This window comes from Bacillus sp. GC_Bacil_1, assembly GCF_026540675.1.
Lineage (GTDB): Bacteria > Bacillota > Bacilli > Bacillales > Bacillaceae_G > Bacillus_A > Bacillus_A cereus.
In genome coordinates this window covers 145,711-160,623 of record NZ_JALNUG010000008.1, presented here as the reverse complement: position 1 = coordinate 160,623, position 14,913 = coordinate 145,711, and the positions used below count along the sequence as shown (strand labels likewise).

The following is a 14,913-nucleotide window of genomic DNA, read 5'->3' as shown; positions in this document are numbered from 1 at the left end:
GAGGCAACAATATGTTTGCGTTCAAGAGTAAAAAATCTAAAAAAGAAAAACAAGAGGAACTAAAAAAGAAGAAAGGTTACAACCCCTTTTTAGTGGCTAGAGTTCAGCCACAAGGGGGAATTAGTTTTAAAGAAAGTTATTTTCAAACAGGTGATGGATTAGGTACTTGCATTCATGTCTATGATTATCCAACAGAGGTAAATGATTTTTGGTTAGAGCAAATTATGAATATGCCGAATGTGATCACAACATTAGATGTCATGAGTGATAATCGAAATGAAGTTGTTGAATCGATTAATAAATCCATGAGTGAACAAAGTGTTCGGCATGATACAGCGAAGGATAATATAGATCGGATCGATGCGAAAAATGAATTTTTAGAGCTGGAAGCTCTCTATACGGATTTGAAACAAGGTGAGGTCATGAAACGTATTCACATTCGTATTTATGTTTCCGCTAGAACAATAGATGAGCTAGAAAAACAAGTAAAAGAAATCCTGGAAACATTAGAATCTTATAACTTTCGAGGAGCTGTTTTTTTAAATGAACAAGAGTATGAATGGGATGCACTCGTAACGAGCTTTGATACACAAAAAAATTATGTGAACCGAAGAAAAGGGAAAGAAATTCCGGCAGTCAGTTTGGCTGGTGGGTGTCCGTTTCATTATTCTTATTTGCATGATCCATACGGTACGTATTATGGAACAACGAAAACAAAAGGAAATGTTATTTTTGATATCTTCCATAAAGACAATCAAAGAAAGAGTTATAACGGTGTAATGATTGGGAAGTCTGGTGCGGGGAAATCAACATTGTTAAAAAAGAAAAGTGTGGATTATGCAAGTAAGGGTCATTTTGTTCGGATATTTGATGTTGTAGAAGAGTTTACAGATACAGTGAAAGAACTAGGAGGAAAGACCATCTCATTAGACGGTTCTCAAGGTCAAATTAACCCACTTCAAGTGTACAAAACAGCAGAACTTGAAGAAGTTAGTTTCACTCAACATTTATCTAAATTGACAATTTTTTATCGATTCATTGCGCCAGAAGCAAAAGATGATGAAATTAAAGAATATGAAAATTTGCTTCGTAAATTATATATTCGTATGGGATTATGGAATGACGAAAAAGGAGCGAAAAATGAAATTACAACAAGAAAATCAAAAGAATATCCGATTTTCTCTGACTTTTTAATGTTTGTTCGTAAAGAATTATATCAAGATGTAGAAGCTAGAAAGCATCATGATAATTTAGGAGACAGTAGAATTCATCGTTTAGAATTAATTGAATTAAATCTTACAAATTTAGTAGAAGCATATGCAGAATTATTTGATGGCCATACTACAATTGAAGATTTCAAGAAAGAACAAGTTGTATCCTTTTCCTTACGGAATATATCCAGCTTTAAACCAGAAGTATTCCAGGCACAGATCTTTAATGTGTTAAATCTCCTTTGGGATGAAATGATTTCAAATGGTGCGCCTCAATTAAAAGCCTTTAACAAAAAGCAACTTGCTTTTGAAGATGTAACTCGTTATTTCATTATTATTGACGAGGCGCATCATATCATCAACACGAAAAAAGAAAGCGCTCATGCCCTACAATTTTTAACGAAACTTAGCCGAGAAGATCGAAAATACTTTGCAGGGCTTCTATATGCAAGTCACACGATTCGAGATTTTGTACCGGAAGGATCTTCACAAGAAATGATTGATGAAATTAAAAAGTTATTTGAACTTACACAGTACAAATTTATTATGCAGCAAGATAATAACAGTTTAGATATGTTACGAAAAGTATTTGCAGGACAGTTAAGTGAAAGTGAGATTGCAGCGATTCCACATTTGCCAACAGGGGATGTGATTTTAAGTATTGGGGCTGTAAAAAATATTCACTTTCATGTAGAAGTAACAGACGAAGAATTGATGTTATTCGGGGGAGGTGCTTAATACTATGCATCTAGTTTTAAAGATTATACCAAAGAAATGGCTCATCACTTTAGCACTACTTGTGATGGGTCTTTTTTCTTTTCTTTTACTTGGAGTAGTAAGCATTTTTATTGCGGCAATGGGGAGTGATAGTGGAACAGACACGGGTGATATTACCTATACAGGTGAAGGGCAAGTCATGAATGTTTCACCCGAAGTTTTAAAATGGGAGCCAACGATTCGGAAGCATGCGAAAGAGTTTGGTGTGGAACCGTTTGTCGCTTTAATGCTTGCTCAAATGATGCAAGAGAGCGGAGGACGTGGTAGTGATCCAATGCAGAGTTCTGAAGGTGCATTTAATACGAAATATTGTAAATCACCGAACTGTATTACAGATCCAGATTACAGTATTTGGGCTGGTGTACAGGAGTTTAAACATGCGATAGAAAGAGCCGGAGTAACGAGTCCTGGGGACATGGATCACATTAAAACAGCCCTTCAAGCCTACAATTTCGGGACAGGATTTTTTGATTTTGTTGGCGCAAATGGTGGCAAGTACACAAAAGAATTAGCAATCAAATTTTCACAACAACAATATCAAAAAGTGAAACATACAGGAATATACCATTGCCTTAGACCAGAAGCCGTACCATATCAAGCGTGCTACGGCGATATTTTGTACGTTGACGCAGTTTTAAAATATTATCAGCCAGGTTCTGTCGTTTCTGGTGGCGGAGGAAATCCAGGAAGTGGAGGAAGTAGCGGTTCGAAAGTTGCCGATGTAGGTCGCCAATGGATAGGACGTTCTACCTATGTATTTGGTGGAGGACGTAACACAAATGACATTGCAAGAGGGATATTTGATTGTTCAAGTTTTGTACGCTGGGCATTCGAACAAGTAGGGATGTATACCAGTCCGATTGGCGCTGTAAGTACGGAAACATTAAATAAAATTGGTACAAAAGTATCAGCAAATGATATGAAACCAGGTGACGTTATTTTCTTTGATACCTACAAGCATGACGGACATGTGGGCATTGTAATTGATAAAAATACTTTCATTGGTTGCCAAACGAATAAAGGTGTTTCTATTGAAAATCTAAATAATCCGTATTGGAAAAAGGTCTTTTCTGGTCATGTAAGAAGGTTCTAAAAACCGAAAGAATAGGAGACTAAAAGAATGAAAGATAAACGAAAATCTTTGTTTATTGTGTTTGTCATTTTAGTTGTAGGTGTAACAGCTTTTAATATCTATTTGAGTAAAAAATCAATGAGTGATGGTAAAGAAAAACAGTTAAAACTTTCAAATGAATTACTAACAAAGCAAAATGAAGACTTAAAAAAACGACTGGATAAGGTGCTTCCTTCCGCACAAGAACAACAGAGAAGGGCGTATTTATCGACAGCGGAAACGTTTATACAATTATCATTTCACAGAGAAAAAGAAGGATACAGCGAGCGAAAGGAGAAGGCAAAATCCATTATGAGTGAAGAACTTTTACAACAATTTTATCCAACTGATAAATACGAATTAGGAGATACGTATAAAACGAAACCAATAGAAATGAAGTTTTATTTACAAGAAAATGAACCCGATAAAGAGGAGATAAATGTGTTAGCTGAATTTATAAATGTCACGACAGATTCAACGCAAAACCGAGAAGAAAAGGTAAATAATGTGTTACGAATCATCATGAAAAAAGAAAAGGAAACATGGCGAGTTACAAGTGTGGAAGAGTTAAATATGAAAGTTTTATAACAAAAAAGGTGGGGTGAGAGTGTGATAGGTGCAAGTGGTAAGAAGAGTGAAAGAATCAATCTAAGAAAAAATAAGTCGTGGATCTACTTAACAATTATCAGCTTTCTATTTTTAGGTTTTTTCGCTTTCTTAACATCTAAAATTTACATGCCAAACGATGAAAAACTATTCCATACAGAGACAAATAAAGTAATTAAGTTGTCGGGTATGGGGAAATTGATTGTAGAAAAAAGGGAATACAATCCACACAAAAACTTTATACAAATTTACTTTCGATTAGAAGGATATGAGGAAACAGGATATACATTTAAGGCACAGCAAAAAGCAAATCCAGGTGTTCAATTGCCTGTCAAAGTATTGTATGAGGAGAACGGAAAATACGTAGTAGAAGTAAAAGACTTATCTACGAATTGGGGAGCGTTAGCTTTCGATATTTACAATAAAAATGGTGAGAAAGAACAAATGGATATTCGTAAATTTACACAAGATGTGAACGAATATGAAGAAGAAAATACAGCAACAAAAAGTCCAAACAAATTAGTTCAAACGATTTTTACCAATCAAAGAAAAACAAAAGCAAATGACGAATTGTTAGCTGAAGATAAGGAAACATATGAGCTAGATTTTATAGAAAGAGACAAAAAGGATATCGAAACAAAGATAAAAAATTATGGGAAAGCAATCAAAATGGAAGAAGAAAATGCGAAGACAGTTTATGAAAAAGTAAAAGAATTACAAGATGAAATGAAGTATCAAACGGAAGCAGAAAAAACAGAAACGCAATCAAAAATAGCATCCTTAGAATCTAAAATAAAATCATCAGAAAAGAACGTGGAATTGTTTAAAGGAGAACAAAAAATTGCACGAGATAAGATCAAAAAATTAGGGCAAAAGGCACAAGAAATTAATAAAAAGTGAAAAAAGATATGGGGACACGATGGAGACATTGAGGTGAAATAAGGGGACATGAAAGGGACATTAAGAGAAAATAACGGGACATGGTGGAGACATTAATAAAAAAGGTAGGGACGTAATGGGGACATTCAACTTCTTTTCTTGCCCCCATCGTTTCGCTAGGCGCCGCCTAGCCCCACACCCTCGGTGGGGGCAGAAACCCCTTATGCTCTTCTCACTATTTTTTGATCTCTACCCAGAATTGCAGAAAGGAGCGGAAATTGTGAATCTAAAAATAAGAGATATAGATCCAGTTGCCTTAAAGAAAATAGATGAAATGGCAAAGAGAAAGGGAATATCCCGGCAAAAATTTTTGAAAGCTCAAATTGAAATGCTGGCTTTTTTTCAGCAACAAAATAAAAGGGAAATGGAATTGGAAAATCTCATTGAAAAGAACATCCATATGATGAGTGATTGTTATAGCGTAATGGAAAAAATGAATGAGTTTATTCAAATGATGATGCAGGATGTTGAAAATGAGTAATGCGGTTCCTGTTCAGTCTTCCGTCACACCGGGTGTTGTTTTAAAAACGAAATTTGTGTTACCAAGTTCCGATGCGTTTCAAAACTATATTGATTATGTAAATCGGGAGGAAGCGAAAAGTGAAGTGAAGCTGAATCCGAAAATGTTCGAAACGTATCAAGACTATATGGGAAATTCAGAAAAGAAATCGGCACTATTTACGGAACATGCAAATCGTTTAACAGAAAGTGAAAAAAAGTCCTTAAAGGAAATGTTTAAAACCGCTCATGAGAATGGAAGTATCATGTGGCAAGATGTCATTTCTTTTCATAATCCCTGGTTAGAGAAACAAGGAATTTATGATGAGAAAACAAAAACATTGGATGAAAAAAAGTTAATGGATGTAACACGGCTTGCGATGAAGGAAATGCAAAAAAGAGAGGGGTTGGAAAAAGGCTCTATCTGGTCGGCAGCCATTCACTTTAATACGGATAATATTCATATTCATGTCGCAACTGTTGAACCATTTCCAACGAGAGAACGTGGTAAAAGAAAACCAAAAACATTAGATGCGATGAAGGGGAAAGTCGTAAATAATTTGTTAGATCGTAAGCAGGAACAAAAACAAATTAATGATCTGATTCGAAACAATATGGTGGGAAGGAAAAAAGAAGATTCCGTTTTTGATTGGCGTAATCAACATTTGAAACCATTGTTTTTACAAATCTATAAACAGTTACCAAGTGATAAAAGACAGTGGCAATATAGCTACAATACGATTCAACCATTAAAGCCGCAAATTGATGAATTAAGCAGTCGGTATATTCAACATCATCATAAAAAAGATTACGATCAGTTTCTCAAAAAGTTAGATAAAGAGGTGCAAGTTTTTAAAGAAGCTTATGGGGAAGGAAAGTATGATAAGAAGCAATATGAAAATTATAAAACGAATAAAATTAATGACCTATATAAAAGAATGGGTAACGCCTTTTTACAAGAAATGAAGGCATATGATAAAGAACAAAAAAGAATCCATCACATGAAAAAATCAAAGTCATTTCGAAAATTTCAGCAGAATGTATCTATTCAGTATTCTATGAGAAAAGTGGAAGGCGCTTTTAAAAGTGAATATGAAAGTTGGAAAAATCAAAAGTATTATGAGCGTATGCAAAGGGAAAATGCATATGAAAATGAAAGGGGTTAGATCATGGAGAATAAAAAAATACGAATGAAGTTATCATTAAATGAAAATGTCCATCAATACATTCAAGACTACATGGATGAAAATAATATTACACATCCAGGAGATGCTATATCGAAAATTTGTATGGAGCATCAAGCATCAAAAAGTTCAGAATGGTCATTGAATTATATTTCCGAAATTGTATCAAAGAATTTACACGATGTGTTAAAAAGTGAACTAACAAAAATTCGTCTTGGTGCAAATAGTGCGGATAGAAATACGCAAATTTTAATTGAGTTATTAAATGGTTATTTCTTTTTAGAGGGCGTAGATAGCCTTATTACGACTGATAAACAAGAGATGGGAAGTGTGAAGATAGCCAAAGAAGTCGTAGCGGAGCGCATTAGTAACGCAAGACAAAAACGTATAGATCATGAAGCAGCAAAGAACAATGTAACGTAAGCTACATTGTTTCTTTTTATAAAAAAACAGGAGGTCATTAGGATGTTATTATTTCGTGAAGATATCGCATTAGGAATCATTAAAGAGGTTGGAGAAGGTGAACTTGTTTTACTTGTAAAAGAGGAAGAACTAACAATCAAAATTACCCGAGAACAAGAGGAAGAACTTGCAGTTCATGTCATGAATCAGGAAAATATGTTAGTTCCGGTTAATGTAAAAACTCATGAGCTTTTCTTTGATACAGCTGAGAGATGGAATGAAGAAGAAATGGAGGAATTACAAAAAGCGAGTGAAAGAGTAGGAGAAGATCATGAGTAAAAGTTATAAGAAAAAGTATCAAACAAAATCACCAGAAGAAAAGAAAGAAGCGGTGCAAGCTTTAACAAAAAAGATGGAAAAAAAGCGTTGAAGGTTATTTTCGTACACCGGGAGATTTAAAAGAGTATCTAACGTTTATGGCAAAGTTTTATCACTATTCACCATCTAATATTTTATTAATACAGAGTCAATTCCAGGGAGCCAGTGCAGTTGGTTCCTTTTCTTTTTGGAAAGAAAAAGGATTTCCGGTTAAGAAGGGTGAGAAAGGAATCAAAATTCTTGTTCCAAACCGAACTGTAGTAAGATTTAAAGACAAAGATGGGACATGGAAATCCGTTACAAAGGCGAGTGAGCAAGAGAAAAAACAAATTGAATCTAAAAGCGTAGAAGTGAAACCAGGTCGCTTATATTTTGCTGTCGGTCATGTGTTTGATGTGTCCCAAACACACGCAAAAGCGGAAGATCTTCCTCGTATTTTTCCGAATCGTTGGCTAGACGGGAGCGTAACAGATTACAAGAGTTTGTACAAGGGAATGGAAGCCATTGCGGAAAAAAACGGTGTGAAAATTATTGAGCCGAAGCAAGAACTTGGGGTTGCAAAGGGGGTTAGTTACACCTTAACAAAAGAAGTTGCTTTGAATCCACGAAACAGTGAATTACAAAATGTAAAAACACTTCTTCACGAATTAGCACATGCCAAACTTCATACAGCAGAGACACATATGCATTACACAGCACCAGAAAAAGAGTTTCAAGCAGAAATGACCGCTTATGCCGTTTCTTCTTATTTTGGGATTGATACAAGCGAATATTCGTTAGGATATTTAGTGAGCTGGACACAAGGAAAAGAAATGAAAGATAAAACGAAGTTGCTGAAAGAAGTACATGAAACTTCGATTGAATTTATTGAAACAATTGAAAATACGTTAGAAAAGGAAAAAGAAAAAACGAATGAAAAAGGAGTAGATAATATGTCAAAACAAGTGTCTGATAATGGAAAAGAGCATGTAGTAACAGTTGAAATATTGGATAAGGATATCAAAGACGGTGAGATTGCAAAATTACACATGGTGGATGCAGAAACCAAAGAAGTATATCATATGGCAATTTATGATCCGGGCGTATTAGACCGTGATGAATTTTATAATGGCGAAAGGGATGTTTCTAATATTGAAGATATTTTTAAAGGAGATGTTTATGAAAAAGTAAAAGATACTCTCCTTGATAGAAACGAAAGTCAATCATTTACTGTACGTGAAGAAGATATGCTTATTCCTTTAATTGAGTTAGAACAAGATGATCGATACGCTATTTTATTTAATACAGAAAAATATGAAGCGGCTAAAATAAAAGAAAATGAAAGACAGAATGAAAATAGAGAACAGAATGAAAGTGAAAAAAATATTTTACTAGTGGAATACATGAGCTTAAGTAATACGACGCAAGAGCTTGTTTCCGTTACAGAGTTAAGGGAACAAGCAGATAGGAACCGTGCGTTTGAACCTGTAGAAGGTGCAGAGAAATTGAGTGATAAAGAATTTATTGAAGCATTTAATGAGGCGAATCAAGAAAAGTATGCAGCATTAAATCAGGACGAAATTAATCGTCCAACTATGCTAGTTCAATGGAGCGACAACGAAACTTTTAAGAATAATCAACTGATCCCATTTGGAGAAGCCAATGAAAAAATGGCTGAAGTTATTTCAAGTATTGAAAAAGCAAGGGAAGAAGCTAGAGAAAGAGGTGAAACCATCCCTTACGATCAAGCTCGTTATCATATTGCCATTCCAAAAGAAGTCGATAGGGAGTTTGGAAGAATGGAGCTTGTGAGTATGGATCGTATGAATATGGGGGATGGGGACTACAAGACACCGTATGAACAAGTATTAAACGAGAAAAGGCATTTATCGGATGAAGTAAAACAAGCGTTACGAGATGAGGTAGTGAATCATAGAAATAACAAAGAAATACCGATGGAAAAAGTACAAGAAAATCCATTAGAAAAATCAAAAGAGACACCCAACCACTTAGTAACAATTGAAGTATTGGCAAACGGTATACACGATGAAGAAGAAGTTGCAAAAATCCACATGATGGATGCTGTTACAAAAGATATTGATTATTTATCTGTATGGAATCAAGATTCAACAAATCGGGAAGATTTATCTGTTTTCCTAATGGAAAAGAACGGGAAACGAGAAGATTACCCCTTAGATAACATTTTGAAACCAGATTTATATGAAAAGGTTCAAAGTTCTATCTTTGATGGGAGAGGAAATTTGTCATTTGTTGTTTATGAAAAGGATGCAAATATGAGTCTAGATGAATTGGTAAAGGATGAACGGTATGGAAACTTAGTTGATAAAGCGGAGGCACAAAAAGATTACTCATTTAATGAAAAAGAAGTGGAATTATATAAAGAAATGAAAAAGGAAGGATATGCACCTATTGTCTCTTTAGATCAACAAATTCAACTTTCAAAAGAAAAAGAATCAACTACACTAGATAATGACTTAAGCCGAAAATTCGAAGCATACAGACGTTCACAATATGAAGAAACACCAGATAATATTGATAGTATTGTCACTCGTGTAAAAGCTGAAGAGCGGTATTATACAACGAAATATGTTTCGATTGATAATGAGCTGGTAAGCCAGGAACACGTAGTAAAATTAGAAAATCAGGTGGATGAGAAGCTTGGGAAAGAAGGAATAACAGTGAATCAGTCTACAACCTCAAAGGTAATGGATATGGATAAAAAATTTCAGCCATTGAACGGAAAACAAACGAATCATAAAGAAAAAGACAAAGAGCCAGAGCCAGGTAATGTAGATCAGTCGAAGTCTACAAAGAAATCGAGTAGAAACAATGGAAATGGAACGATGAAAAATTGTATAGCAGGAACACCAGATTAAATCATTTTTTGTTACTCAATTGAGAAAACGAAAAGTGATTTTTTTATATCTAAAAATGAAAGAGGGTGAAAGGAAAAGCCCTCTTTCTTATTTATAGAAAGAAAGGAGAGAATGCCGTGAATGTATGGCTGTTTGCGGGCTGTATGTTCCTTGTAGCAGTCTTTTTGAATATGTTGCTATTATTTGGTCAGATAATAGTGAAAAAGCGAAGAAATAAGAAATGGAAGCGTGAAACTGAAATTAAAGATTAATAGGAGGCATTACGTATTGGGAAAACATTACTTATTGCTGAAAAGCCGAATGTAGCTGTTGAATTATTAAAATCACCTAGATTTAGAAACTTACAGAGGTATCTAGGGAGCAAGCCGTATTATGTGAGGTTAAGTAGAAAATTACTTATAGAGGGAGTATCTCAAAACATGCGTCATAAATACACTAATTTCTTACATATAAATGGTATAAGGCTTGTCTTATAAAATTAGTTTTTGCAAGAAAGGAGATATACCTTGAAGAAAGTATTGTTATTTGGCGATCCAGGTATTGATGATTCTTTAGCTATCATATATGGTCTACTAAATCCTAAGATTGAAATTGTTGGAATTGTTACGAGTTACGGTAATGTTACCAAAGAACAAACAACTCGAAATGCCTTGTATCTTTTGCAATTGGCTGGAAGACAAGATATCCCTGTTATAAGTGGTGCAACTTTACCATTTTTCAATGGATTTACTACTTATTATCCAGAAATTCATGGTGCAGAGGGACTTGGTCTTATTCGGCCTCCTGAAAGTGTAACAACTAGTCCTGTTCATGATTTTAGTTTAATTCCTAAAATTATTGAAAAGTACAAGGGAGAGTTAACAATTATAGATGTAGGAAGATCTACGTCCCTTGCGATGGTATTAAATATTTGGAAAGAACTAATGCAAAGTGTAAAGGAAGTATATATCATGTCTGGAGTGTTCTTACAACCCGGAAATGTCACATCTGTAGCAGAGGCAAATGCATATGGTGATCCTGTTTCAACACAGTTTGTAATTAACCAGTCGAAAAATTTAACAATGATTCCTTTAAATGTAACAAATTCAGCTGTATTACTCCCAAACGAAGTGAATTATATTGTGGAACATACAAATAGTCCATTCAAATCATTAATCAAACCAATCTATGATTATTATTACGGTGCCTATAAAAAATTGAATAAAAGTATTAAAGGCGCTCCTTTACATGATGTAGTTGCAATGAGCGCAATAGCTAACCCTAGTTTTTTTCAATATATGTATCGTAAAGTAGAAGTTGATTTAAAATCTTTTAGAGGACAAACCGTTGCTGATTTTCGTTCAGATGCAGAATCTACAGGAGTTCGCATTGGTTTAAAATTAAATCAAAAATACTTTATTAATGATTTTATAGAGACAATGGTAGGGAAGCAAAGGTATTAATATTAAAAATTCATTTCCTTTTATAGTATTGTAAAACCTTATGAAAAATTTAAATTTGAGGACGAAGGTAGTTATAAAGTAAAAAACAAAAAAGAATTTTACTGATTCAAAAATGCGGTGTTTAAGTATTTTGTTAGTAAAGCTCTTTTTTTATATCAAGACAATAAGTAGCAAAAGAGGACTAGGAAACGGAATAGTCCTCTTTTTTATTTCATTTTATAGAGTAAAGGGGGGATTCCGTAATGGCATATGTCAGTGCGGAGGATGCGATGAAAGCAAGAAAAGTTGACTTGATTTCATATCTGGAAGCAAAAGGAGAAACGTTTAAGAAAGAAGGAAATTATTATCGTCATACGGAGCATGATAGTCTCATCATTAAAGAAAATCAGTACGCCTGGAATAGCCGAGCGGAAAAAGGGTATGGGGCGATTAGCTTTGCCATGATGTACTATGACATGACATTTCTACAAGCCGTGATGGACATTCAGAAGGGAGACTACAAAGAGTTTGATTGTTCAAAAGCTGAAGAGGAGCGCAAAAAAGAGCAGCAGCCATTTAGTTATCCCAAACACCTGGAAGTAAATAAGAAAACAGAGATAAAAGAATATCTAATTCATGAACGAAAAATAGATCCTCGCTTGGTGAATTGGCTGATTAAAAAGGATCTCATCGCCCAGGATAAGAAAAATAACGTGGTGTTCAAATGGAGAGAAGAAGGGGGCAAAGGGCAAGTCATTGGTATGAACCGTCAAGGTACGGTCAAAATGGAGAATAAAAGAGGAAGCTTTAAGCAAATTGTCCCGAATTATGAAAAAATCAATGCCGGTTTTACGGTTGATGTAGGTAAACCGGATAAGATTTATTTTTATGAAGATCCTATCGACATGTTATCTCATTGGAGTATCAAACAAAATAAGATACAAAACGCTCGCCTGGTTTCTATGCATGGATTGAAGTCAAAAACAGTAATTCAATCTTTAATGGATGCGAAAAAAGAAGGGCACGATATTAAAGAAGTCATTATGGCAGTTGATAATGATAAAGCTGGGAAAGACTTCATTCAGACAATGAAATGCTTTGTAGATCTTAAAGAGGATATTCCAACGAATGAAAAGGATTGGAACGATGTCCGGAAGAAACAAGTGAGTGAAAAACAGGCAAAAGAAACAGCCCAACCAAAGAAAATGAAACCAATTAAAGAGGTGGAGCGAAGTGTCTAATCTACCAGAAATGCCAAACATATTACAAATTTTGATGTATGGTTTTATCCTTTATGTTCTTTTTCATATTTGTAAATTTATGTACCGGAAGTTCCAGGAGCGAAGAATATTAAAGCGAATGGCTAAGTCCGGTATTCGTTATATAGATAAAATGGACGGACATCAATTTGAAGTATATCTAAAAGCTCTCTTTCGAGAGTTGGGTTATTCTCCAACAGTCACAAAGCAGTCAAATGATTTCGGAGCAGATCTGGTATTGAAGGGAAAAAATCGTATTGTAATCCAGGCGAAACGCTACGGAATGAAAAATAGAGTAGGCATCAGTGCCGTACAGGAGATATATGCAGCACAAGCCTATTACAAGGCACAAGAGGGCTGGGTTGTAACGAACAGTGTGTATACAAGGCAGGCGAAAGAATTAGCGGAAGCTTGTAATGTAAAACTAATAGATCGTGTAGAACTTCAGAAATTGATTAATAAAATCAATCCCGAATATTCGGCTGAAGATGTGTATCAAGGGGTAACACCTGCAGCACGGAAATGTCCAACATGTAAACATGGTTTAGTCGTTCGTAATTCAAATCAAACAGGAAATACGTTTTTTGGCTGTTCACAATATCCGACATGTACACATACAGAACCAATCAATACATGAGCTGTGATGAAAATCCAGCTCTTTTTCTTTTTATTTAGGCGCTGTTAAAAATACTGCAAATGAATAATCCTCTATTATTTACGCAATCTAATCCATATTATGCAGTAAGTTTGGAGTTAATTATATGTTTAAATGGAAACTGTTAATGACATTTTGCGGAGTTATAATGATGGTTTTATTTACATCTCCAATAGAAGGAAAGGCAGAAAATATATCTAATAAAGATTTTTATGATTCTTATAATACTTTATTAGCTCCTTACGCAAGTGAGATTATCCGAAGTAAACTTGGACCAGAACACCAGTATAGTTTAACGGATACAAAGATTATAAAAATTGAGCGTTCTCAAAAATATACCTTCACCTTTATTGTAGTAGCTAAATATAGAACGTATACTAACGCTCACAATCCACCTACTCATGTTGTAACAATAACTTATAATGTTAGTCCAAGTGGGGTAAAAGTTATCGATTTCAAACAAAAAAAGAAAGAAAGTGAGTTTACAACTCATTTTCTTTATCAATAGGCAGAGTAGCAGACTTTTGGAATTCAAATAAAACAGGAAATAAGTTTCTTGGTTGTTCTTACTATCCAACATGTACACATACAGAACCAATTCATACATGAGCTGTGATGAAAATCCGGCTCTTTTTTTATTTGTTTAAAGAATGCATGAAAAAAATCAGTTTAACTAAAAAATGAACCTTCAAATTTAGTTGTATGAGGTTTTGATATGTTTATCAATGCAATAAGTCGTGTTTGTTATAAAAACGCATGTAAAGGGAGAGAGAGGATTTAAATGCGTTTTTAGGTTTTTAAAGAAAAATAAAAAGGGTAGCCATTATTTACGACTTAACCCTTTGTCTACGACCTGACGAATTGCTTCATTTCGATTCTTCAGCTTATTTTCATGCCAGTAATTTTCTATTTATTCTACTTGTTCTTTTGTAAAAGTAACTAAAATTTGAGTGTACTTGTCTTTATTAACAGCCATATAGCAACCTCCTCTATAAAAAATATTATAAGTTATATAACTTTATTGAGGAGGTTATTACATGGAACGGAAAGTTAAAAAGATGATGGCTGATCTTCAATTTATTATGAATCATGGTCAAATCAGTGTAGATTTTATAGATCAAGGATATAAAAGAATGCTTTTTAGTGCATTAGAAGCTATCGGAAAAGGTTTAATGTGCATACCAATGAACATAATGAAACAACCTTGTTCTTAGAGTTAGTTTAGTAAATTTACACAATGAGGGGCTGTTAATAATGGAGCAGTTAACGATTTTTGACGTAATGGATGAAACTAAAAATAAGCTTTATGAGGTATTAGAGAAAAATGGATTAGATTATAAGATTCATAAGTACTATTTATATTCAGATTATCAGGGAGCTGTTCAATATTACTATATAAGTACAACTGATAATACAATTAGGGTGTTTTTGCCCATCCCCCGAAAAAGGAGAATAATACAAAATATACCAATTGAACACTGGATAGATTGGGATTCAGCCGAGATACGTGTAAAAACGGATTATAGTTTCTTCAGTAGTTTTTCAAGTGAAAATGCTTACATCACGATAAACAAAAAGCCAATTTCCTGCATGTGA

Annotated in this window: 14 protein-coding genes and 5 pseudogenes; 18 read left to right on the top strand and 1 reads right to left on the bottom strand. The window is 34.3% G+C overall.

All coding sequences use genetic code 11. From position 1 onward, the window contains the following. The first annotated feature begins 11 nt into the window (after positions 1–11). The 16 genes and pseudogenes from OXT04_RS14445 to OXT04_RS14375 form a co-directional block, all read left to right on the top strand. Positions 12–1,949: a VirB4 family type IV secretion system protein gene (locus OXT04_RS14445; RefSeq protein WP_012263720.1), complete on the top strand. Its 1,938-nt coding sequence runs from the start codon at positions 12–14 to the stop codon at positions 1,947–1,949. A gap of 4 nt (positions 1,950–1,953) precedes the next feature. Beyond that, positions 1,954–3,081 carry a bifunctional lytic transglycosylase/C40 family peptidase gene (locus OXT04_RS14440; protein WP_267415493.1) on the top strand — a complete coding sequence of 376 codons (1,128 nt, stop codon included), beginning with the start codon at positions 1,954–1,956 and terminating at the stop codon, positions 3,079–3,081. A 27-nt stretch (positions 3,082–3,108) separates the two neighbouring features. Beyond that, on the top strand, positions 3,109–3,687 hold the full coding sequence (locus OXT04_RS14435; RefSeq protein ID WP_097947079.1) for a MerR family transcriptional regulator: 579 nt from the start codon (positions 3,109–3,111) through the stop codon (positions 3,685–3,687). Between the two features lie 21 nt (positions 3,688–3,708). Further along, entirely contained in the window at positions 3,709–4,605 is an 897-nt protein-coding gene (locus tag OXT04_RS14430; protein ID WP_098839858.1) for a hypothetical protein, read from the top strand. 259 nt (positions 4,606–4,864) lie between these two features. Next, positions 4,865–5,125 (top strand): hypothetical protein, encoded by a 261-nt coding sequence (locus tag OXT04_RS14425; RefSeq protein WP_071714084.1) that lies wholly within the window; start codon positions 4,865–4,867, stop codon positions 5,123–5,125. Then, positions 5,118–6,308: a MobP2 family relaxase gene (gene mobP2 / locus OXT04_RS14420; protein ID WP_267415478.1), complete on the top strand. Its 1,191-nt coding sequence runs from the start codon at positions 5,118–5,120 to the stop codon at positions 6,306–6,308. The genes OXT04_RS14425 and mobP2 overlap by 8 nt, the downstream gene beginning before the upstream one ends. Before the next feature lie 3 nt (positions 6,309–6,311). Next, complete coding sequence (locus OXT04_RS14415; RefSeq protein ID WP_098641007.1) at positions 6,312–6,749, top strand: hypothetical protein; 438 nt, start codon at positions 6,312–6,314, stop codon at positions 6,747–6,749. 42 nt (positions 6,750–6,791) lie between these two features. Further along, entirely contained in the window at positions 6,792–7,067 is a 276-nt protein-coding gene (locus OXT04_RS14410) for a hypothetical protein (RefSeq protein WP_071714074.1), read from the top strand. Continuing rightward, a pseudogene (locus OXT04_RS14405) lies at positions 7,060–9,982 on the top strand (LPD25 domain-containing protein). The gene OXT04_RS14410 and the pseudogene OXT04_RS14405 overlap by 8 nt, the downstream one beginning before the upstream one ends. Positions 9,983–10,098: 116 nt before the next feature. Further along, on the top strand, positions 10,099–10,233 hold the full coding sequence (locus tag OXT04_RS14400) for a hypothetical protein (protein ID WP_261739350.1): 135 nt from the start codon (positions 10,099–10,101) through the stop codon (positions 10,231–10,233). A gap of 15 nt (positions 10,234–10,248) precedes the next feature. Then, positions 10,249–10,356, top strand: a pseudogene (locus tag OXT04_RS29935) (DNA topoisomerase I); the annotation flags it as partial. A 132-nt stretch (positions 10,357–10,488) separates the two neighbouring features. Further along, on the top strand, positions 10,489–11,424 hold the full coding sequence (locus OXT04_RS14395; RefSeq protein ID WP_267415475.1) for a nucleoside hydrolase: 936 nt from the start codon (positions 10,489–10,491) through the stop codon (positions 11,422–11,424). A 242-nt stretch (positions 11,425–11,666) separates the two neighbouring features. Next, on the top strand, positions 11,667–12,644 hold the full coding sequence (locus OXT04_RS14390) for a DUF3991 and TOPRIM domain-containing protein (protein WP_267415474.1): 978 nt from the start codon (positions 11,667–11,669) through the stop codon (positions 12,642–12,644). After that, positions 12,637–13,299, top strand: a complete 663-nt coding sequence (locus OXT04_RS14385) for a restriction endonuclease (protein WP_061660632.1) — start codon at positions 12,637–12,639, stop codon at positions 13,297–13,299. Before OXT04_RS14390 ends, OXT04_RS14385 begins: the two co-directional genes overlap by 8 nt. Before the next feature lie 124 nt (positions 13,300–13,423). Beyond that, positions 13,424–13,825, top strand: coding sequence for a DUF3888 domain-containing protein (locus OXT04_RS14380; RefSeq protein ID WP_267415473.1), 402 nt, complete (start codon positions 13,424–13,426; stop codon positions 13,823–13,825). A gap of 20 nt (positions 13,826–13,845) precedes the next feature. Next, a pseudogene (locus tag OXT04_RS14375) lies at positions 13,846–13,926 on the top strand (restriction endonuclease); the annotation flags it as partial. Between the two features lie 214 nt (positions 13,927–14,140). Here OXT04_RS14375 and OXT04_RS30180 read toward each other — a convergent pair. Beyond that, positions 14,141–14,293 (bottom strand): annotated as a pseudogene (locus OXT04_RS30180) (ribbon-helix-helix domain-containing protein). A 61-nt stretch (positions 14,294–14,354) separates the two neighbouring features. Here OXT04_RS30180 and OXT04_RS14370 point away from each other — a divergent pair. Further along, positions 14,355–14,542 (top strand): annotated as a pseudogene (locus OXT04_RS14370) (hypothetical protein). Positions 14,543–14,571: 29 nt separating this feature from the next. Then, positions 14,572–14,913, top strand: coding sequence for a hypothetical protein (locus OXT04_RS14365; protein WP_061660630.1), 342 nt, complete (start codon positions 14,572–14,574; stop codon positions 14,911–14,913).